The following is an 18745-nucleotide window of genomic DNA, read 5'->3' as shown; positions in this document are numbered from 1 at the left end:
TCAATCCTCCAGGTATGCGAGCGTCAGCGCTTGGCGTAGTTCGGCGCTTCGACGGTCATGGTGATGTCGTGCGGGTGGCTTTCCTTCAGGCCCGCCGCGGTGATTCGGATGAGCTGCGCGTCCTGCAGTTCGGCGACGCTGTGCGACCCGGTGTAGCCCATCGCGGCGCGCAGGCCGCCGACGAGTTGGTGCACCACGGTGGCCAGCGGGCCGCGGTAAGGCGTGCGTCCTTCGATGCCCTCGGGCACCAGCTTGTCCTCGGACAGCACGTCGTCCTGGAAGTACCGGTCCTTGGAGTACGACTTCGCCTCGCCACGCGCCTGCATCGCGCCGAGCGACCCCATACCCCGGTAGGTCTTGAACTGCTGGCCGTTGACCAGCACCACCTCGCCGGGCGCTTCGGCCGTGCCCGCGAGCAGGCCGCCGATCATGACTGTGCTCGCACCGGCGGCGATGGCTTTGGCGATGTCACCGGAGTACTGGATGCCGCCGTCACCGATCACCGGCACACCCGCCGGGCGGCACGCCTGCGCGGCCTCGTGGATCGCCGTGATCTGCGGGACACCCACGCCCGCCACCACGCGCGTGGTGCAGATCGAACCGGGGCCGACGCCGACCTTCACGCCGTCCGCACCCGCTTCCACCAGGGCTTGGGCGCCCGCGCGGGTCGCCACGTTCCCGCCGACGATGTCCACGACGTCGCCGAGTTCCTGCTTCAGCCTCGTGACCATCTCGACGACGTTGCGCTGGTGGCCGTGCGCGGTGTCGACCATGATCACGTCGACGCCCGCGTCCACCAGCGCCATCGCCCGCTTGTGTGCGACGTCGTCGACGCCGATCGCGGCACCGCACAGCAGCCTGCCGTCCGGGTCCTTGGTGGCCAGCGGGTACTGCTCGGTCTTGACGAAGTCCTTGACCGTGATCAGGCCGCGCAGCTTGCCCGCGCCGTCGATGATCGGGAGCTTCTCCACCTTGTGGCGGCGCAGCAGGCCGAGCGCGGGCTCGGCCGACACGCCGACCTGGGCGGTGACCAGCGGCCCCTTGGTCATCACCTCGCTGACCTTCTTGGTGTGGTCCAGCTCGAAGCGCATGTCGCGGTTGGTGATGATGCCGACGAGCACGCCCTCGGCATCGGTCACCGGCAGACCGGAGATCCGGTAGCGGGCGCACATCGCGTCCACCTCGGCCAACGTGTCCTCCGGGGAGCACGTCACCGGGTCGGTCACCATGCCAGCCTCGGACCGCTTGACCGTCTCCACCTGGGTCGCCTGCACGTCGATCGGCAGGTTGCGCTGCAGGACGCCGATACCGCCGTGCCGGGCCATGGCGATGGCCATCCGGGCGTCGGTGACCGTGTCCATGGCCGCGGACGCCAGCGGGACGCGCAGGGTGATGTTGCGCGAGAGCCTGGACTGGGTGTCGACGTCGCTCGGCACCACGGTCGACGCGGCGGGCAGCAACAGGACGTCGTCGAAGGTCAGCCCGAGCATCGCGAACTTGCCCGGCACCTGGTGGGCGGTGAGCTCGCTGGTCATGGTGTCCCGGGCCTTCCCTGCGCCGTCTCGGCTGTCACGTCCGTGGCCGCCCGTGTTTTCCCAGGCGAGACCGTTGACACCATGGTATCTGGACAGGCGTGGGGGCCCGCCCGGTACCGTGCGAGACCGTGCCGCACGACTCACTGCCCCCCGACCCCTTCGCGGGCGACCCGGACGACCCCGCCCGGGCCATCATCGACCACGATGACGCGGTCGAGAACCCGATGGGAGAGGACGAGCGGGCCGAACTGCTGACCGACCTGTCCGACCTGGCCGTCTACCAGGCCCTGCTGGAGCACCGCGGGGTCAAGGGCGTCGTCGTGGACTGCGGTGAATGCCAGGAGCCGCACTACCACGACTGGGCCCTGCTGCGTGCCAGCCTCGAACAGCTGCTGACCGACGGCCGGATGCGCCCGCACGAGCCCGCGTTCGACCCCGACCCCGGCGCCTACGTGAGCTGGGAGTACTGCCGCGGCTACGCCGACGGCGTGACCGCCACCGAGAACGCTCGCTAGAGACGGGTCAACCCTCGTGAGTGGTTATCCGGGTTAGTACCCCCGATAACCCCTCACGAGGGTTGACCTGTCTTGCGTTCAGCTGCCCGAGAGGTTCGCCTGCGGGACGTTGCCCTCGGGGGCCACGCTGCCCGGGCGTCCGCCGTCACCTGGCGAGGGCGCGTCGCTGCGTGTCGACCCGTTGCCCGTGCCCGGGTCCGGGGTTCCTCCGCTGCCGTTGGTGCCCGAGCCAGGTGGCTTGCCCGGCTCGGAGGAGCCGCTGTTCGGCGTCGACGGCTCGGACGGCTTGTTCGACGGCGGCTGCGACGGCGGGGTGCCGCTCGGTGTCGGCGTCGTGGACGACGAAGGCGATGACGGCTTGGAGACGTCCACCCGCGGGCTCGTCGGCTTCTCCGGCGCCGGGCCCATGGTCAGCTGCTCCAGCAGGGACTCGTGCTTGGCCTTCAGCACGTCCTTGCCGTCTTCGTTCGAGACGTTCGACAACGCGGTGCCCGCCGCGTCCAGCCGGTCCTTCGCCTCGTTGACCCGGCCCTGCTCCAGTGCTTGCTGTGCGTCGTTCAAGTCGGTGCGCACGGACTTGGCGGCTTCCACCGAGCGTGCGTGATCGGCGTAGAGGACCTTGCTCAAACCCCAGAGCGGGTCGCCGGGTACGGCGTCCCGAGCGGCCATCCCCACACCTGCGAACGCTATCGCCAGCACAGCTGCTGCAGCTGCGACCGGGACGAGCATGCGCGGCCTGCGTCTCCGTGCCGATCGCGCCGCGGTGACTGTCGCCACTGCGGTTTTGGTGTCCACGATCTCCGGTACGGGAACGCTGTCCACGTCTTGGCGCCACGCGAGCAGCAGAGCGTTCAGCTGCTCGTCGTCGAAATCCACGGAACCGGCGTCGTCGATCTTGGCCGCGAGGGCGTCGAGGAGCTCGTCGTCGGCGCGGATCTGCGCCAGGTCCTCAGCTTCTTCAAGGTCGATTGCCGAGAAGTATTCATTTTCCGGCGCAACGTGGGTATCGTCACGTTCCGTGGATGTAGCACCCGAGGGGATCGGGTAGATGTCACCCGATCGGCCGGTCTGCGGCGACTCGGGTGACTCTCTGCCGTCACTTTCGTGCCGGTCGGCCATTCAGACCACCTCCTCCGCTGACAGAGTCTTACGTAGCCGTGCCAAAGCGCGGTGCTGAGCGACCCGCACCGCCCCCGGAGTCGAGCCCACCGCTTCGGCGGTCTCTTCCGCTGACAGTCCAACGACCACTCGCAGCACCACGATCTCGCGCTGTTTGTCGGGCAGGACGTCCAGCAGTTGCTTCATGCGCCTGGTGAGTTCGCCCTGCATAGCTCGTTGTTCGGGTCCCGCGTCGGTTTCCGGTTCGTCAGGTACGTCGGCCACGGGCTCCGAACGGTTACGCGCTGCCGCCCGATGGGCGTCAGCCACCTTGTGCGCGGCGATGCCGTACACGAAGGCGAGGAAGGGCCTGCCCTGGTCGCGGTAACTCGGCAGAGCTGTGAGTACCGCGAGACACACCTCCTGCGCCACGTCGTCCGCCGAAGCGAAAGAACGTTCCTGCCTACCGACCCGTGCGCGGCAGTACCGCACCACGAGGGGACGAATGGACTCCAATACACGACCGACCGCACGAGGATCACCCTCGACGGCAGCGCTCACTGAAGCGTCCAGTCCGTCCCCCAAATTCGTCATCGCAGACAACAGCCTTGGCGTTACTCGTAGGCGTCCGACAGTAACCGTCACCGTGCGCGGAGTATCCCCCGTCACGGTGACAACTCCTCCACCGTACCGGTCACCCCCAAGCGGACTAACCGCCGGATGGGGCTTTGTAGTCGGATCCGACCACTCGAAGGAGTGATCAAGCCCACGTGCGGTGAAGACATGCGGAACGGCCCGAGGTCACCAACCCCCGGGCCGAACCACGTTGGAGATAGTCGTCGATCCGCCGCTAGGAAACCAGGCCCCGGCGGAAACCGTGTGCGACAGCTTGCGCACGATCACGCACCCCCAGCTTGCGGAACAACCGCCTCGCGTGGGTCTTCACCGTGTCCTCGGACAGGTAGAGCTCACGCCCGATCTGTCCGTTGCTCTTGCCCTGGCTCATCCCGCGCAGCACTTGCAACTCACGATCGGTGAGCTGGACACCGGGGTCGGACGGCTGACGCGGCGCGGGCACCGAGGTGCTGGCCAGCGTGTGCGCCAGCGCGGCCACCAGTTCGGGGCGCGAGGCGTCCCAACGCAGGTAACCACGGGCACCGCCTGCGATCGCCGCGGCGATGCTGCCCGCATCGTCCGGCGCTCCGAACACGATGACGTTTGCCTGCGGGTTGGCCGACACGAGCCGCCGCGTCGCTTCCACACCAGTCGGCACGGCGCGCTGGGTACCAACGAGCACGACGTCCACCGGCTGGCGGGAGAAGCGGGCGAGCAACTCGTCACCGTGCGCTACGCAGTCGATGCGACTAACCCCGGGTACAGCAGACATAACGCGGGTGAGACCTTCCCGCACGCTGCGCCGGTCGTCGCAGATCAAGACCGTCGTCACGGGGACTCCTTCCTGCAGCCGAGTGACGTTCCTCCTCCCCTATCGGACGCTTGCGCGCCAACCTTGACACGATCTGGTGGTAATTCTGTGAACGAGTTCGCCCGGATGCTCGTCCGGGTGGGTTCACCCGATGTCAGAAGCGTGTCCGGCACCCAGGGGGAGGACGCGGCCAGGCGACGCGCGATCGGGTCAGATCGTCGTAACACACAGTGCAGAGCACCGGCCGCGCGTGCGCGGTGGCTGTCCGCCTTCGCGGGGTCCAGATCCGCGAGCAGGAGTGAGCAAGGCCACACCAGCGGCAGGAGGCCGTACTCGATCGCCTGGTCCACCACCCCGGACGCGAGGTGTTTGGCCCGGATGCGCTCCGTGACGCCGCCCCGAACCGTCAACGCCGCCGCGAGCACCATGCCGGACTTCGCGATGTGCCGGACGGCCCCCGCGGCCAGCGCTCGACGCAGGGCGGCCTCCGCGTTCGGTACCGATTCAGAAGAACGTCCGGCGGCGAGCTCCACCTCGGCCCTGACCCAGCCGAGCCGGACCTGCCCACGCCAGCCGACATCGCCGAGCGCGTCCGCGGCCGCGATCAGCCTGCGCGCGGCGGTCAGCCTGCCGGTGCCCAGCGCGTCGGCCGCGAGCCCGAGCAACGCGTCCGACCGGGCGCCCAGCGCGTCGATCCCGTCGCAGTCGCCGTCGGCGGCGGTGTCGGTCAGCCTGGCGAGCGCGGTCGCGTCGAGGCGCCGCGCGACGTCGTGGCCACCCACTTGCCTGCGGTGCGAACCGAGGGTGCTCGCGGCCAGCGACGCGATCACCGGGTCCCGGTGCCTGACCAGATCGGTGAGGACCGCGGAGGCCGCGGCGTAGCGGCCCTGACCGCCGAGCACCACCGCTGCCAGCCAACGGTCCCTCGGGCGCTCCCCGGGGGACACGCGGGTGTCCGGGCGGTCACCGAAGGCCGCGGCGCGGAGCTGGTCACTCTTCATGTGCGCGCACCCGCGACCACCGCCTCGATCTGGTCGACGGCGTCGGCCAACGCGTCGAGCCGCCGGACCTGCTCCGGCAGCCGGGCGGTGACCCAGCCGGGACCGCAGCCGAACATCCTGATCCGCTGCCGGGTCTGCGGCACCCGCTCGAACACGTCCGGATCGCCGTGCCGGGGCAGTTGCGCCCACAGCACCACAGCGGCGGGGGCCGTCCGGCGGACAGCCGCGGCGAGCGCGTCGGCCGGCAGCGCGGCACCGAGCATCTGGGTCCCGATCTCGCGGCGCGCCAGCGCGGCGCGCAGTACGTACAGCGGCAGGCTGTGCCGCTCTTCAGGCGCACACGACAGTAATACCGGTCTCGGGTTGCGGGCGTGGCCGAGCAACGGGGTCGCGGCGATCATCGCGGCGAGGACGCACTCCTTGAGCAGGTGCTCCACCTCCACGCAGGCGCCCGAGTGCGCCCAGCGGCCCGCGACGGCCGTCAGCACCGGCCGCACGACCCGGTCCCAGCACGAGATCACGCCGTCCGCCGCGATCGCCTCGTTGAGCAGCTCCTGCACGGCCGGGGTGTCCATCGCGAGCGCGGCCCTGCCGAGCCCCCGCGCCAATGCCGATTCGTCCGGCACAGCGACCGGCTGTGGCGCGGGTTTGCCCGGCTCGACGTGCGCCCTGAGCGCGTACTCGGCTGCTTCGGCCGGTGACGCCCCACGCAGCAACGCCCGTTGCATCAGTTCGAGACGTGCCACGTCCTCCGGTCCGTACCTGCGGTGCCTGCCCGTGGTGTGCCCCCGTGGGCCGAGGCCGTACCTGCGGTCCCACGTGCGCAGGGTCGACGGTGCCACGCCGAGCCTGCGGGCCACGGCAGCCACCGGCAATGACGGCTCCGGCACGTCCCCCCGCAGGGGGATGCCGAGGATGGAATCCGGCCCCGTCGCCACAACTCTCATCGTCGGGTCGGTCCGAGCCCCCGGCAACCGGAGCCGCCGCCGTGTCGTGTTGGTGAGCAAGGAATGCCTACAGAGTGATCGTTTGCGGGCACAGCGTGTACCGCCGGTGTCACCCGACGCTGTCCGTAATGGGCCGGTTACTGGATTGGGTGATCTCTTGGTGATCACCCTTGAACAAGTATTGGCGCGGTTCTACTGTCGCCTTCGTTGGACCGAATGGAGTACTGACGTCCTCTCCACGAGACGAGGAGGCGGGCCAGATGGCGGATACGCGCAGGCTTCCCGGCCCCAACGCGGACGTGTGGGACTGGCAGCTCGAAGGCAGCTGTCGCGGTATGGACAGCGCCTTCTTCTTCCACCCCGACGGCGAGCGCGGGCCGGCACGCAGCAGGCGGGAGGCGCGGGCGAAAGCTATCTGCCACGCGTGCCCGGTCCTGGAACTGTGCCGCAAACACGCGCTCGCGGTACACGAGCCGTACGGGATCTGGGGCGGGCTCTCCGAGTCCGAACGAGACAGCATCATCAAGACCCGCAAACGAAGTTTCGTCGGCGCGGGCACCTAGACCGCACTCACCCCAGACAACTGAATCCGAAAAGGGGCGCCGACCGGCGCCCCTTTTTAACGTCCCGCTCTCGAACACCCGGCGGTCAGATGCCGCTGATGCACCACTTCGAGCCGCTCTTGCGCATCTCCATGGTGAACCCCTCGCTCTGGCCGCCCAGCTTCATCGTGATCTTCGCCTGCGCCGTCGAGCCCGTCTCCTTGACGTCGTCGACCGTCGCGGTCACCCCGGACGGGACCTTGGCCAGCTCACGCTTGAGCTCACTGGCCGCCGTGCTGCTGCAGGCCAGCGAGTCGATCTGACTGGTCGACCTCGACTCGATGGCGTCCACGGCCGCCTTCGCGAGCTCCTCGGGGCCGCCGCTGTCGCCGCTGCTCCCGCCACCCGTCGGCCGGCTGCCACCGGTCGGCTTCCCGCCGCCGTTCGGCCCCGGTATCTCCACGTCGGGCGCGCCCGCGGGCTTGTTGTCGCTCGCCGTGGAGGAGCTGTCGTCCTTGCCGGACAGAACGAGCACCAGGACCAACGCGATCACGGCCGCCGCAGAGACACCCGCGAGCGTGATGATCAGGGCGTTGTTGTTCTTCTTCGGCGGGTAGGGCGGCGGGTAGCCCGGCTGCTGCGGGGGATACCCACCCGGCTGCGGATAACCGCCCTGTTGCTGCTGATAGCCGCCGTCGTACTGCGGACCCTGCGGATAACTCACCTACTGCCCCCAGCTTCTGCTTGCCCAGTCGCGGGGAGCATAACCAGCGGCATGCGGCGGCGCAGGACTTCCGGTATACCGCTATCTCGGCCCGAACTGGCCCGGCTGCTGCGGCGGGTACTGCTGCGCCGGGACCTGACCGCTCGGCGGCCCCTGCGGCTGCCAGCCCGGCGACTGCCCCTGGGGTTGCGCCTGTGGCTGGGCCTGCCCCTGGCGCCCGTGGCCCGGCGGATACGGCCGGAACACGCACGCGGCCACGATCAGCCCGACCGCGAGCACCGCGACGACGACCATGTAGTTCAGGTCGACCGGGATGTCGCCGATGCCGGGGCACGGGTACTCGCGCGGGCCGTTGCCCGAGTGGTTGAAGCAGACAGTCGGTTTGTTGGCGAGGATGGCTCCCCTGATCCCGGCGAAGATCCCGAGACCGATGCCACCGACGAGGAGGATGCCCTGGACGATTCGAGCTGCGATGCGCACGGCAGCGACTTTATCGGTGCGAGGAGGGCCGCGTTGAAGCGTTGGCACTCGAGTGGGTAGAGTGCTAGTTGCACGGCACCAGACACCGCCCCGGCACCCGCGACGGCGGGGTGGCCAGGAGCCGCTGTAGGTACCTGCCAACGCTTTGGAAGACCCATGGAGGTCACACCGGTGAGCGTGAACATCAAACCGCTCGAGGACAAGATCGTCGTTCAGGCCAGCGAGGCCGAGGCGACGACCGCGTCCGGTCTCGTCATTCCGGACACCGCCAAGGAGAAGCCCCAGGAGGGCAAGGTCCTGGCTGTGGGCCCCGGCCGCATCGACGACAACGGCAACCGCGTTCCGCTGGACGTGAGCGTCGGCGACGTCGTCATCTACTCGAAGTACGGCGGCACCGAGGTCAAGTACAACGGCGAGGAGTACTTGATCCTCTCCGCCCGCGACGTGCTGGCCGTCATCAACTGACGCGCTGCCACTCGACGTCAAGCGCCCCGGCGTCCCCTTCACCGGGGCCACCGGGGTGTTTGTCTTAAAGAGAGGTTGTAAATGCCCAAGCAGATCAGCTTCGACGAGGACGCTCGTCGGGCACTCGAGCGCGGGGTCAACAAGCTGGCCGACGCGGTCAAGGTGACTCTGGGCCCGCGCGGACGGCACGTCGTGCTCGCCAAGAAGTTCGGCGGCCCGACCGTGACGCTCGACGGTGTCACCGTGGCGCGTGAGATCGAGCTGGAAGACTCGTTCGAGAACCTCGGTGCGCAGCTCGCCAAGAGCGTGGCGACCAAGACCAACGACGTGGCCGGTGACGGCACCACCACCGCGACCGTGCTCGCCCAGGCCCTCGTGCGGGTCGGGATGCGCAACATCGCGGCAGGCGCCAACCCGACCTCGCTCGGCCGTGGCATCCAGGCCGCCGTGGACAAGGTCGTCGAGGTGCTCCGCGCCAAGGCCACCCCGATCAAGGGCCGCGACAACATCGCCCAGGTCGGCACCGTCACCTCGCGTGACGCGTCGATCGGCGCGCTGCTCGGCGAGGCCATCGAGCGGGTCGGCGAGGACGGCGTGATCACCGTGGAGGAGTCCTCCACGCTGGCGACCGAACTCGTCATCACCGAGGGTGTCCAGTTCGACAAGGGCTACATCTCGGCGCACTTCGCCACGGACGCGGAGGCGCAGGAAGCCGTCCTGGAGGACGCGTACATCCTGCTGTTCCGCGAGAAGATCTCGGCGCTCGCCGACCTGCTGCCGATCCTGGAGAAGATCGTCCAGGCGAGCAAGCCGGTGCTGATCGTCGCGGAGGACATCGAGGGCGAGGCGCTGTCCACCCTGGTGGTCAACTCCGCGCGCAAGACGATCAAGGCCGTCGCGGTGAAGGCGCCGTTCTTCGGTGACCGCCGCAAGGCGTTCCTCGACGACCTGGCGTTCGTCACCGGTGGCCAGGTGGTCTCCAGCGAGATCGGCATGAAGCTGGCCGAGGTCGGCCTGGACGTGCTGGGCTCGGCCCGCCGGATCGTCGTCACCAAGGACGAGACGACGATCATCGAGGGCAAGGGCGACAAGGCCGAGGTGCAGGCCCGCGTCGAGCAGCTCCGCAAGGAGATCGAGGCGTCCGACTCGGACTGGGACAGGGAGAAGCTGCAGGAGCGACTGGCCAAGCTGGCCGGTGGCGTCGCGGTGATCCGTGTCGGCGCGGCGACCGAGACCGAACTGACCGAGCGCAAGCACCGCATCGAGGACGCGGTGGCAGCGACGAAAGCAGCGGTCGAGGAAGGCATCGTCCCCGGCGGCGGCTCGGCGATCGTGCACGCGGCCAAGGAGCTCGACGGCAACCTCGGCCTGACCGGCGACGAGGCGACCGGTGTGGCGATCGTGCGCGAGGCACTCGCCGCGCCGCTGCACTGGATCGCCAGCAACGCCGGCCTCGAGGGCGCGGTCGTGGTGCACCGCGTGCGCGAAAGCGACTGGGGCCACGGCCTCAACGCGGCGAAGCTGACCTTCGGCGACCTGGTCGCCGAAGGCATCATCGACCCGGTGAAGGTCACCCGCTCGGCAGTCACCAACGCGGCATCCATCGCCCGCATGGTCCTGACCACCGAGAGCTCCGTCGTGGAAAAGAAAGAAGAAGAGCCACCCGCGGCCGGACACGGCCACGGACATGGCCACGGCCACTGACACCCAGTAGCCACCAACGGCGCCTCCTCGCTCCGGCGAAGAGGCGCCGTTGTCGTAGGACCAGCGGAACCTGCTTCCAGATCGCGCCTAAGTCGTTTCGCGGTCTATGGTGTGAGCCATGGCTTCTCCCGCCTCGCCGACACCGGACGCCCGGCCGGGGCCCGCGCTGCTGTCAGCCAACACCCCGCAGGCGATCCGAGACGCCCTCGTCGGCTCCGAGCGCAGGGAATTCGAACAGCGCTACGCCGAGGAAATGGCCTCAGCCGCTCACACCTTGAACCTGACCGGCGTGTTCACCGTGCTGGACACGTACCGGAAGATCGCCGAGATCACCCAGCGGCAAGGGCCACTCGCGCACCAGAACATGCTCGAACGAGTCGCCCGCCTGCAGCGCGGAGAGAACGTGCCCACGGTGTCCAGCCAAGAACACAAGGCACAGATCAACGCGAGGCTGGGTCACTAGCCGCGTGTACTCGTACGAGATCCTTCCCGAGGCACGAGACCAGGTCGACGGGCTCCCTACAGCGGCGCTGCCCTACTACGCGGAACTCATCGCATTTCTCGAACTCACCCCATGGGACGCCCTCCCATACCGGGACGACAACCCCGATGGGAATTTGCGCAAAGTACTCTTCGGCTCCTCCGCCGAGGGCATCGCCGTCTACCTGATCTTGGAAGATCAGCGTCGGGTGATTGTCGTGAGTGTGACCTGGGTTGGTTGACCGAACACGCCTGGTCGGCGACCGGCGTGGCGATCATCGACCCCGTGAAGGTCACCCGCTCGGCAGTCACCAACGCGGCATCCATCGCCCGCATGGTCCTGACCACCGAGAGCTCCGTCGTGGAAAAGAAAGAAGAAGAGCCACCCGCGGCCGGACACGGCCACGGACATGGCCACGGCCACTGACACCCAGTAGCCACCAACGGCGCCTCCTCGCTCCGGCGAAGAGGCGCCGTTGTCGTGAGCGCCACCCCGCTCCTGGGCCGTACCTTGGTCGCATGCGTGGAGTGTGGACGACGGATCGGGTCAAGGCGGCCGAGCAGAAGCTGTTCCAGACGGTACCGGAGTCGACGCTGATGCGGCGCGCGGCGTTCGGGGTGGCAGTCTGCGCCGCCGAACTCCGGCCGCGGAAGGTCCTGCTCCTGGTCGGCGCGGGCAACAACGGGGGTGACGCGCTCTGGGCGGGTGCGTTCCTGCGCCGTCGGGGCATCGCGGTCGATGCGATCCTGCTCAAGCCCGAGCGGGCCCATGCCGCGGGGCTGGCGGCGTACCGGCGCGCCGGTGGCCGGATCGTGGCCGAGCCGGGCCCGGCCGACGTGGTGATCGACGGCATCGTGGGTATCTCCGGCAAGGGCGCGTTGCGGCCGGACGCGGCCAAGCTCGTCGAGCGGATCACCGCTCCGATCATCGCTGTCGACCTGCCGAGCGGAGTCGACCCGGACACCGGGGCCGAGGACGGCCCGTGTGTCGACGCGGCGATCACCGTCACGTTCGGCGGGCGCAAGCCCGTGCACGCGCTCAGCCCCCGGTGTGGCGAGGTGCGGGTGCTCGACATCGGTCTCGGCGCGGCGCTGGGCGAGCCGGACTTCGGGATCATCGACCGGCAGGACGTGGCAGGCGCGTGGCCGGTCCCCGGGCCGGATGACGACAAGTACACCCAGGGGGTCACCGGGATCGCCGCCGGATCGGCCACCTACCCGGGTGCCGCCGTCCTGTCCGCGAGCGGTGCGGTGCTCGCCACGTCCGGGTTGGTGCGGTACGCCGGGACCGCCGCGGAGATCGTGGGCCAGCGGTGGCCGGAAGTCGTTGTCAGCGGGGCGATCGAGGACGCCGGACGGGTGCAGGCCTGGGTGGTCGGCCCCGGCGTCGGGACCGGCGGCGCGGGCCGTGAGCTGATGGAGTACGTCCTCGGCGTCGGTGTCCCGGTCTGCGTCGACGCGGACGGGATCACGCTGCTGTCGCAGCACCCGGCGTTGTGGGATCGGCGTGACCCGGACACTCCCCTTGTCCTCACGCCGCACGACCGTGAGTTCGCCAGGCTCGCACCACTGGGCAAAGACCGTGTGGCATCGGCGAAATCGCTCGCCCGGCGGGTCAACGCGGTCGTACTCCTCAAGGGGTACAACACGATCGTCGCCGCGCCTGACGGCCGCGTGCTGGTCAACCAGGCACCTTCGGCGTGGCTGGCCACGGCGGGGTCGGGGGATGTGCTCTCGGGGATTCTCGGCGCGTTGCTCGCCGCGGGCATCGATCCGTGGCTGGCAGCGGGATGCGCGGCGTACGCCCACGCGCACGCGGGCACGTACGCCGCGTCCGGCGCGCCCGCTCCGGCGTCAGCGATCGCCGGCGCTTTGCCGGAGACCATCCGCTGGTTGCGCGACTGACCGGAAGGCGATCCGGTACGCGGTCGGGCTGATCCCCACCACGCGCTTGAACCGTTCCCGGAAGGCGGTCGGTGACCCGAATCCCACGCGGGCGCCGATCAGTTCGACCGGGGCGGACGTGGACTCGAGCAGCGTCTGCGCCTGCCGGATCCGCAGGTTGTGCAACCACTGCAACGGAGACGTGCCCATCTGCTCGCGAAACCGCCGGTTCAGCGTTCGCGCGCTGATCATCGCGTGCGCCGCTATGTCCTCAAGGGACAGATCTCGGCCCGCGTTGTCGACCATCCACTGCAGCAACGGTTCCAGCACGGATCCCTGCGGCATCGCGGGCTGCGGGTGGACGATGAACTGGGCCTGGCCGCCTTCGCGCTCCAACGGCATCACCGACAGGCGCGCCGCGTCCGCCGCCACGGCGGAGCCGTAGTCCTTGCGGATCAGGTGCAGGCACAAGTCCAATCCCGCCGCGGCTCCCGCGGACGTCAGCACCTGTCCGTTGTCCACATAGAGCACATTGGGATCGACCGTGACAGCCGGGAAGCGTTCGGCCAACGCCTGTGCGACGAGCCAGTGCGTTGTCGCGCGCTTGCCGTCCAGCAAACCGGTCGCCGCCAGGATGAACGCGCCGGTGCAGATCGACGCGATCCGGGCTCCCGCTTCGGCTGCCGACCGGAGTGCCTCGCGGACGTCGTCCGCTACGGGCGCGTACACGTCGGCGCAGCCGGGCACGATCACCATGTCGGCGCCGACGAGCCCGTCGAGACCCCACGGCGGTTGCAGCCGGAACGCTCCGGCGTCGACTGTCGACGTGCCGCAGACCCGGACCTCGTAGGCCTTCGTCCTGGAGAACACCTCGATGGGAGTCGCCAGGTCGAACGGGATCACATTGTCGAACGCGAGGATCGCCGCAACAGGCATGCCCCCATTATGGCCGGATTCCTCAGGTGGACCGCTTTCCCCGGCACTGGACCGGTCTCCGACCTGCGGGGGAGGCCGGGCGTCGCGGACCGTGCCACAGTGAGCGGGTGAAATGGCGAGGATTGGTACTCACCAGCATCGGCCTGCTCGGACTGCTCGCAGGCCCGGCGGATGCCGCGCCAGGCACGGTCGTCCGCACCGATCGCGGCCCGGTCCGGGGATCCGTGACCGGCGATGTCCGCTCGTTCCAGGGGATTCCGTTCGCCGCGCCACCGGTCGGCACGCTGCGGTGGCGACCGCCACGGCCGGCGGCGCCGTGGCGGGACCCGTTGGACGCGACGAAACCCAAGGCGATCTGCGCCCAACTGCCCGCGCTCGGCCCGGACGCGTCCGAGGCCGAGGATTGCCTGTACCTCAACGTCACCGCACCGAAGCGGCAGCACAAGCCGTTGCCCGTGATGGTGTGGTTCCACGGCGGCGGGTTCACCAGTGGCGCCGCGAGCCACTACGACCCGGTCAAACTGGTGACGAAAGGCGACGTCGTCGTCGTGACGGTCGCATACCGACTGGGACCGCTGGGATACCTGGCCACGCCCGGTCTGACCGCCGAAGCGGGCAACCAGTCGGGTAACTACGGCCTCCAGGACCAGCTGGCGGGATTGCGATGGGTGCAACGCAATGCCGCCGCGTTCGGCGGGAACCCCGGCAACGTCACCATCTTCGGCGAGTCGGCGGGCGCGTCGAGCGTCTGCGACATGGTCGTCTCGCCGTTGACCACCGGTTTGTTCCATCGTGCGATCGGGCAGAGTTTCAGCTGTGCGGCCGACACGCTGACTCCGGACGCCGCACACGCCACCGGAACGCAGTTCGCCGCGAAGCTCGGCTGCGCTGACGCGGCTTGCCTGCGGGGCAAGCCGGTCAAGGACCTGCTGGCGGCGTGGCCCGGCGGGGCACCGGTGGTCGGCGGGCGTGAACTGCCGTTGCAGCCACCGGACGCGATCCGGCGTGACAAGTTCCAGCACGTGCCGTTGTTGTGGGGCAGCAACCTGGACGAGGCCAGGCTGTTCGTCGGGTTGTTCTACGACGGCGTCGGCAAGCCTGTCACGGCCACGCAGTACGAGCAGATCACCCGCGAGACGTTCGGCCCGGCGGCCGACAAGGTGCTGGCCAGGTACCCGGTCGGCAACTACTCGTCGCCGAGCGTCGCACTGGCCACCTGGCAGACCGACGCGCCGTCGCAACTGCTGTCCACCTGTGGTCATCTGGACAGCTACAAGCTGTTCACGGCCAAGCCGCTCCCGATTCCGGTGTACGCGTACCAGTTCACCGACCGGACCGCACCGGCCATTGTGGACTGGCCGGGGTTCGACGAGGGCGCGGCGCACGCCTTCGAACTGAACTACACCTGGCGCCAGTTCTTCGGCAAGCCGATGACGCCGCGGCAGGAATCCCTGTCGGCGACCATGGTCCGCTACTGGACGACGTTCGCGCACACCGGCAACCCGAACACCCGCGGCCTGCCGGAGTGGCGCCGGTACACCTCGGACGGTGACGTCCAGGAACTCGGTTTGACGGCCGTGGCGCCGAAGAACCCTGCCGTCGAAAGCAATTGCGCGTTCTGGGCGGGATTGCAGCCCTAGCTGAACGAAAGAGCGAGCGTGGCGCCTGCCAACACCAGGCAGGCGCCCGGATACCCGATGTTGTGGTACACGCTTTTCCACACGTGAATCCCGACCGCACCGACGAAGAACAGCACGAGGCCGACGGCGGCGGCGATGCCGACGGCCTCGATTCCCGCCATGCCCAGTGCCAGCCCGGAGGCACCGGCCAGTTTCAGCACGCCGAGCGGGAGGATCGAGAACGCGGGCAGGTCGAGTTCGGCGGCGTTGGCCAGGACGAACTTCGCGCGAACGAAGTCGGCGACCGCGGCGGCGGTGTTCACCGCGACCGTGACGGCCGCGACGATCAGATAGCTGGTCGACATGCCCCCACCGTGGCCGGATGCCCGGCTTGCGTCCAATACCTGCGTCTATAACCTGATGGCATGGATGTGGACACCCGGTTGCTGCGCTCCTTCGTGGTGGTGGCCGAGGAAGGCAACCTCACCAGGGCCGCGCAGCGGCTGTTCGTCTCGCAGCCCGCGCTGACCAAGCAGATCAAACAGTTGGAGAACCTCCTGGGTGTCCAGCTGTTCACACGTTCCCGTGCCGGAATGGCGCTCACGGACCTGGGCACGACATTCGCCCGTCAAGTCCCGGCGCTGCTGGCGGGTTGGGACGGCGTGCTGCGGGACACCAAGAGCGCGGCGAGCCGTGCCGCGAAGGTACTGCGAGTCGGGTTCCTCGCGAGCGCGGCGAACGAGGCGACGCCGGAGATCATCGCCGCGTTCGCCGAGCGCCGTCCGGGCTGGCGTGTCGACATGCGGCAAGCCACCTGGTCGAACCCCAGTGCCGGGCTGGACGACGGTGACGTGGACGCCGCGATCACCCGGCTTCCGTTCCCCGGTCAGGAGAACTGGCACGTGCGGGTGCTGCTGACCGAACCGAGGGTGATCGCGTTGGCGACGACTCATCGGCTCGCCGGACGTGACCGGGTCGACTTCCGCGAGCTGTGGGACGAGCCGTTCGTCGCGGCCGCGCCGGAAACAGGCCGGTGGCGCGACTACTGGCTGGCAGCGGACGAGCGGGACGGGCGCCAGCCGCGCATCGGCGCGGTCACCGACACCCCGGACGAGTGGCTGAGCGCGATCGCCAACGGTTACGGCATCGCCCTCGCCCCGGAGTCCTCGGCGCGCTTCTACGCCCGGCCCGGTATCACCTACCTGCCTGTCTCCGGCGTCGAGCCGACGCGGGTCGGCGTCGCGTTCGCAGCCGACGCCAACGCCGTCACCAGGGACTTCGTGGAGTGCTGCGTGCGGAATTCAGGCGCGCTTGACGCCGAGGGTCATCAATCGTGACACGTACTGGGCGAGGTCGGTCGGTGTCCACGGCTGCCGCTCGACGATGATCATCCGGCCGCAGCTCTCGCAGATCGACGCGAGCAACGCGGCCAGCACCGGCGCCTTGCGTTCGCTGTCTTCGACCTGGAAGGTGGCCAGGTACATCATCACCAGGTCGCGCAGCCTGCCGGTGACCGTCTCCCTGGCCGCCTGGACCCGTTGGGAAACCGGGGAATCGGAGTTGCGGGAGGACTCGAAGACCACTCGCCACGAATCCGGCGCCCCGGTCGCCGCGGTCAGGAACGCCTCGAGCCCCGACTCGATCAGCGCCTGGATGTTGTCGAAGTCCGGCGTCTTCGGCAGTGCCGCGATCACGGCGTCGAACAGCCGTGTCTCCTCCCTGGCGAGCAGGGCGAGCAGTAACTCGTCGCGGTTGCGGAAGCACTCGTACACCACGGGTTTGGTGACACCGGCCGCGTTGGCGACCGCCTGCATGGACGTTCCGCGATACCCGTGTGCCAGGTAGACCTGTAGCGCCGAGTCAAGGATGAGGGGCCGTCGCTTCTCCGGGCCCAGATGCGCCGCCCGCCGGCGAACCGCCTTGTCTTGCGCCACCGAACGAACTTACAGTATCCCCCACCCGGGTGATGGTATTACCACGCCGAGTCGTTCACTCCGACAACGCCGCCGTGCACCTGTCCAGCAGTGCGCGCAGGGTGTTCAGTTCGTCCTCGGTGTACTCGTCGGCCAAACCGCGTTCCACCGCGACCGCCCGTTCGTCGGCCTTGTCGAACGCCGCCTGCCCCGCGTCGGTCAACCGCGTTTCCAGCATGTTGCGGTGCCAGCGGTGCGGGGTGCGCACGATCATCCCGGCCGATTCCAGGTTCTGCAGGATCGTGGTCATCGTCTGCGGGGTCACCATGCACAGCCGGGCCAGCGCCGCCGCCGAGATGCCCGGGTTGTCGACGAGGAACAGCATGGCCGAGTACTGCGGGATGGTCAGCCCGCTCGGCTTCACGGCGGCCTGCTTGGCGGTGGTGAGGGCGTCGACCGCCCGCTTCAGGTTCGTCCCGAGGCGTTCTTCGACCGGCATCCGCACGTCAACATGCTACGTCCAGCAAGAGCCTTGACCATCATCAGAGCTCTGATTACTGTATGGATCCTAATAAAGATGGGGGCACGAATGAAGCGAATAGTTCTGATGGCGTTGGCCGTCTTCCTGGCTTCCACGGGCACGGCCGCGGCGTCAACGATGCCGAAACTGATCAACGGCAAGGGGGACGCGCTGCACCCGGAAGGCGTGGCGTGGGACCCGACCAGGCAGGCGTTCCTGGTCACCTCGATCGTGCGCAGCACGATCTCCGTGGTCGGCAAGGACGGCCAGGCCCGCACGCTGGTCAGCGACCCGGCGTTGACACAGCCGCTCGGCGTGCACGTCGACGCCGTGCGCAACCGCGTGCTGACCGCGTACAGCCAGGGTCTCGGCATCTTCGAGCTGTCGACCGGCCGCACACTGCATCTGGTCAAGTTCGGCAAGGCCGCCAACGACCTGGCGATCGACTGGTTCGGCAACGCGTACGTCACCGACCCGCCGGGTGAGACGCTCTACAAGGTCGACGTCAACGGCAACGCGACACCGTTCGTCACGGACAAGCGCCTGACGGGCGTGGCGTACGGCATGAACGGCGTGGTCTGGCACCCGGCCGGGTTCCTGCTCGTCGTGCACTACGAGAACGGCAAGCTCTACAAGGTCACACACAACCGTCTCGTGGAGGTCGCCTTGGACAAGCCGCTCGTCGGCGGGGACGGCCTCGCGCTCCAGCCTGACGGTTCGCTGGTCGTCGTCACCAACAAGCTCGGCGGGCCAGGCGAGGACGCGGTGACCGTGCTGCGACCCAGGGGACTCTGGGCAGGCGCGGCGGTGACGAAGCACACAGCGTGGCCGATTTCGGCGCCGACAACCGCGGCCGTGACGCCGTACGGCACGTATGTGGTCAACGGCAGGCTGGATTGGCTCCTGCTGGAGGGACGTGTCTCTGACGAGTTCTTCCTGAGCAGGGTCTAGCACTG

At 68.9% G+C, this 18745-nt stretch carries 23 protein-coding genes; 11 read left to right on the top strand and 12 right to left on the bottom strand.

Annotation, left to right across the window (positions count from 1 at the left end):
• Nucleotides 1-23: 23 nt before the first annotated feature.
• Nucleotides 24-1535, bottom strand: coding sequence for an IMP dehydrogenase (gene guaB / locus ALI144C_RS46785; protein WP_076993644.1), 1512 nt, complete (start codon nucleotides 1533-1535; stop codon nucleotides 24-26).
• A 128-nt stretch (nucleotides 1536-1663) separates the two neighbouring features.
• On the opposite strand from guaB, the gene ALI144C_RS46780 reads away from it, so the two are divergent.
• Nucleotides 1664-2050, top strand: coding sequence for a DUF5319 domain-containing protein (locus tag ALI144C_RS46780; protein ID WP_193441279.1), 387 nt, complete (start codon nucleotides 1664-1666; stop codon nucleotides 2048-2050).
• Between the two features lie 78 nt (nucleotides 2051-2128).
• On the opposite strand, the gene ALI144C_RS46775 is transcribed toward ALI144C_RS46780, so the two are convergent.
• The 5 genes from ALI144C_RS46775 to ALI144C_RS46755 all read right to left on the bottom strand — a co-directional run bounded on the left by ALI144C_RS46775 (nucleotide 2129) and on the right by ALI144C_RS46755 (nucleotide 6444).
• A complete protein-coding gene (locus ALI144C_RS46775; protein WP_076993643.1) occupies nucleotides 2129-3169 on the bottom strand; it encodes an anti-sigma-D factor RsdA in 1041 nt (346 codons plus the stop codon).
• Nucleotides 3170-3742, bottom strand: coding sequence for a sigma-70 family RNA polymerase sigma factor (locus tag ALI144C_RS46770; RefSeq protein WP_042198889.1), 573 nt, complete (start codon nucleotides 3740-3742; stop codon nucleotides 3170-3172).
• Nucleotides 3743-3998: 256 nt separating this feature from the next.
• Entirely contained in the window at nucleotides 3999-4595 is a 597-nt protein-coding gene (locus tag ALI144C_RS46765) for a response regulator transcription factor (RefSeq protein WP_018682728.1), read from the bottom strand.
• A complete protein-coding gene (locus ALI144C_RS46760) occupies nucleotides 4592-5575 on the bottom strand; it encodes a hypothetical protein (RefSeq protein ID WP_076993642.1) in 984 nt (327 codons plus the stop codon). Before ALI144C_RS46760 ends, ALI144C_RS46765 begins: the two co-directional genes overlap by 4 nt.
• Nucleotides 5572-6444, bottom strand: a complete 873-nt coding sequence (locus tag ALI144C_RS46755) for a MerR family transcriptional regulator (protein WP_237774650.1) — start codon at nucleotides 6442-6444, stop codon at nucleotides 5572-5574. Before ALI144C_RS46755 ends, ALI144C_RS46760 begins: the two co-directional genes overlap by 4 nt.
• A 338-nt stretch (nucleotides 6445-6782) precedes the next feature.
• Between ALI144C_RS46755 and ALI144C_RS46750 the strand changes: the two genes are divergently transcribed.
• Nucleotides 6783-7085 carry a WhiB family transcriptional regulator gene (locus ALI144C_RS46750; RefSeq protein ID WP_076993641.1) on the top strand — a complete coding sequence of 101 codons (303 nt, stop codon included), beginning with the start codon at nucleotides 6783-6785 and terminating at the stop codon, nucleotides 7083-7085.
• A gap of 85 nt (nucleotides 7086-7170) precedes the next feature.
• Here ALI144C_RS46750 and ALI144C_RS46745 read toward each other — a convergent pair whose 3' ends face one another.
• Together ALI144C_RS46745 and ALI144C_RS56980 are read right to left on the bottom strand one after the other, a co-directional pair.
• A complete protein-coding gene (locus ALI144C_RS46745; protein ID WP_076993640.1) occupies nucleotides 7171-7788 on the bottom strand; it encodes a hypothetical protein in 618 nt (205 codons plus the stop codon).
• A gap of 81 nt (nucleotides 7789-7869) precedes the next feature.
• Complete coding sequence (locus ALI144C_RS56980; protein WP_076993639.1) at nucleotides 7870-8268, bottom strand: hypothetical protein; 399 nt, start codon at nucleotides 8266-8268, stop codon at nucleotides 7870-7872.
• Nucleotides 8269-8424: 156 nt separating this feature from the next.
• Here ALI144C_RS56980 and groES point away from each other — a divergent pair, with 156 nt between their 5' ends.
• The 6 genes from groES to ALI144C_RS46710 all read left to right on the top strand — a co-directional run bounded on the left by groES (nucleotide 8425) and on the right by ALI144C_RS46710 (nucleotide 12822).
• Nucleotides 8425-8733, top strand: a complete 309-nt coding sequence (gene groES, locus ALI144C_RS46735) for a co-chaperone GroES (RefSeq protein ID WP_033384045.1) — start codon at nucleotides 8425-8427, stop codon at nucleotides 8731-8733.
• A gap of 81 nt (nucleotides 8734-8814) precedes the next feature.
• A complete protein-coding gene (groL, locus tag ALI144C_RS46730; RefSeq protein WP_076993638.1) occupies nucleotides 8815-10437 on the top strand; it encodes a chaperonin GroEL in 1623 nt (540 codons plus the stop codon).
• A 118-nt stretch (nucleotides 10438-10555) separates the two neighbouring features.
• Complete coding sequence (locus ALI144C_RS46725) at nucleotides 10556-10900, top strand: DUF6247 family protein (protein ID WP_076993637.1); 345 nt, start codon at nucleotides 10556-10558, stop codon at nucleotides 10898-10900.
• 4 nt (nucleotides 10901-10904) lie between these two features.
• A complete protein-coding gene (locus ALI144C_RS46720; RefSeq protein WP_076993636.1) occupies nucleotides 10905-11159 on the top strand; it encodes a hypothetical protein in 255 nt (84 codons plus the stop codon).
• Nucleotides 11156-11344 (top strand): hypothetical protein, encoded by a 189-nt coding sequence (locus tag ALI144C_RS46715; protein ID WP_076993635.1) that lies wholly within the window; start codon nucleotides 11156-11158, stop codon nucleotides 11342-11344. The genes ALI144C_RS46720 and ALI144C_RS46715 overlap by 4 nt, the downstream gene beginning before the upstream one ends.
• Nucleotides 11345-11436: 92 nt before the next feature.
• Nucleotides 11437-12822 carry a bifunctional ADP-dependent NAD(P)H-hydrate dehydratase/NAD(P)H-hydrate epimerase gene (locus ALI144C_RS46710; RefSeq protein WP_076993634.1) on the top strand — a complete coding sequence of 462 codons (1386 nt, stop codon included), beginning with the start codon at nucleotides 11437-11439 and terminating at the stop codon, nucleotides 12820-12822.
• Here ALI144C_RS46710 and ALI144C_RS46705 read toward each other — a convergent pair.
• Complete coding sequence (locus ALI144C_RS46705) at nucleotides 12772-13737, bottom strand: GlxA family transcriptional regulator (RefSeq protein ID WP_076993633.1); 966 nt, start codon at nucleotides 13735-13737, stop codon at nucleotides 12772-12774. The two genes, ALI144C_RS46710 and ALI144C_RS46705, sit on opposite strands and share 51 nt — an antisense overlap.
• A 107-nt stretch (nucleotides 13738-13844) precedes the next feature.
• Between ALI144C_RS46705 and ALI144C_RS46700 the strand changes: the two genes are divergently transcribed.
• Complete coding sequence (locus ALI144C_RS46700; RefSeq protein WP_168211518.1) at nucleotides 13845-15377, top strand: carboxylesterase/lipase family protein; 1533 nt, start codon at nucleotides 13845-13847, stop codon at nucleotides 15375-15377.
• Here ALI144C_RS46700 and ALI144C_RS46695 read toward each other — a convergent pair.
• Nucleotides 15374-15721, bottom strand: coding sequence for a DoxX family protein (locus ALI144C_RS46695; protein ID WP_076993631.1), 348 nt, complete (start codon nucleotides 15719-15721; stop codon nucleotides 15374-15376). The two genes, ALI144C_RS46700 and ALI144C_RS46695, sit on opposite strands and share 4 nt — an antisense overlap.
• A gap of 60 nt (nucleotides 15722-15781) precedes the next feature.
• Here ALI144C_RS46695 and ALI144C_RS46690 point away from each other — a divergent pair, with 60 nt between their 5' ends.
• Entirely contained in the window at nucleotides 15782-16693 is a 912-nt protein-coding gene (locus ALI144C_RS46690) for a LysR family transcriptional regulator (protein ID WP_076993630.1), read from the top strand.
• Here ALI144C_RS46690 and ALI144C_RS46685 read toward each other — a convergent pair.
• Together ALI144C_RS46685 and ALI144C_RS46680 are read right to left on the bottom strand one after the other, a co-directional pair.
• Nucleotides 16658-17290 (bottom strand): TetR/AcrR family transcriptional regulator, encoded by a 633-nt coding sequence (locus ALI144C_RS46685; protein ID WP_076993629.1) that lies wholly within the window; start codon nucleotides 17288-17290, stop codon nucleotides 16658-16660. The genes ALI144C_RS46690 and ALI144C_RS46685 overlap by 36 nt on opposite strands.
• A gap of 55 nt (nucleotides 17291-17345) precedes the next feature.
• A complete protein-coding gene (locus tag ALI144C_RS46680; protein ID WP_076993628.1) occupies nucleotides 17346-17768 on the bottom strand; it encodes a MarR family winged helix-turn-helix transcriptional regulator in 423 nt (140 codons plus the stop codon).
• 90 nt (nucleotides 17769-17858) lie between these two features.
• On the opposite strand from ALI144C_RS46680, the gene ALI144C_RS46675 reads away from it, so the two are divergent.
• On the top strand, nucleotides 17859-18740 hold the full coding sequence (locus ALI144C_RS46675) for an SMP-30/gluconolactonase/LRE family protein (protein WP_168211517.1): 882 nt from the start codon (nucleotides 17859-17861) through the stop codon (nucleotides 18738-18740).
• Nucleotides 18741-18745 lie beyond the last annotated feature (5 nt).

Origin of the sequence: Actinosynnema sp. ALI-1.44 (assembly GCF_001984155.1) — a bacterium.
Taxonomy (GTDB): domain Bacteria; phylum Actinomycetota; class Actinomycetes; order Mycobacteriales; family Pseudonocardiaceae; genus Kibdelosporangium.
This window is presented reverse-complemented; position numbering and strand designations above follow the sequence as displayed.

Bases quoted from the DNA above. Each gene is read 5' to 3' on its own strand.
- guaB (WP_076993644.1), bottom strand. From the start codon at position 1,535: ATGACCAGCGAGCTCACCGCCCACCAGGTGCCGGGCAAGTTCGCGATG.
- ALI144C_RS46775 (WP_076993643.1), bottom strand. From the start codon at position 3,169: ATGGCCGACCGGCACGAAAGTGACGGCAGAGAGTCACCCGAGTCGCCG.
- ALI144C_RS46770 (WP_042198889.1), bottom strand. From the start codon at position 3,742: ATGACGAATTTGGGGGACGGACTGGACGCTTCAGTGAGCGCTGCCGTC.
- ALI144C_RS46760 (WP_076993642.1), bottom strand. From the start codon at position 5,575: ATGAAGAGTGACCAGCTCCGCGCCGCGGCCTTCGGTGACCGCCCGGAC.
- ALI144C_RS46750 (WP_076993641.1), top strand. From the start codon at position 6,783: ATGGCGGATACGCGCAGGCTTCCCGGCCCCAACGCGGACGTGTGGGAC.
- groES (WP_033384045.1), top strand. From the start codon at position 8,425: ATGGAGGTCACACCGGTGAGCGTGAACATCAAACCGCTCGAGGACAAG.
- groL (WP_076993638.1), top strand. From the start codon at position 8,815: ATGCCCAAGCAGATCAGCTTCGACGAGGACGCTCGTCGGGCACTCGAG.
- ALI144C_RS46725 (WP_076993637.1), top strand. From the start codon at position 10,556: ATGGCTTCTCCCGCCTCGCCGACACCGGACGCCCGGCCGGGGCCCGCG.
- ALI144C_RS46710 (WP_076993634.1), top strand. From the start codon at position 11,437: ATGCGTGGAGTGTGGACGACGGATCGGGTCAAGGCGGCCGAGCAGAAG.
- ALI144C_RS46705 (WP_076993633.1), bottom strand. From the start codon at position 13,737: ATGCCTGTTGCGGCGATCCTCGCGTTCGACAATGTGATCCCGTTCGAC.
- ALI144C_RS46695 (WP_076993631.1), bottom strand. From the start codon at position 15,721: ATGTCGACCAGCTATCTGATCGTCGCGGCCGTCACGGTCGCGGTGAAC.
- ALI144C_RS46690 (WP_076993630.1), top strand. From the start codon at position 15,782: ATGGATGTGGACACCCGGTTGCTGCGCTCCTTCGTGGTGGTGGCCGAG.
- ALI144C_RS46680 (WP_076993628.1), bottom strand. From the start codon at position 17,768: ATGCCGGTCGAAGAACGCCTCGGGACGAACCTGAAGCGGGCGGTCGAC.
- ALI144C_RS46675 (WP_168211517.1), top strand. From the start codon at position 17,859: ATGAAGCGAATAGTTCTGATGGCGTTGGCCGTCTTCCTGGCTTCCACG.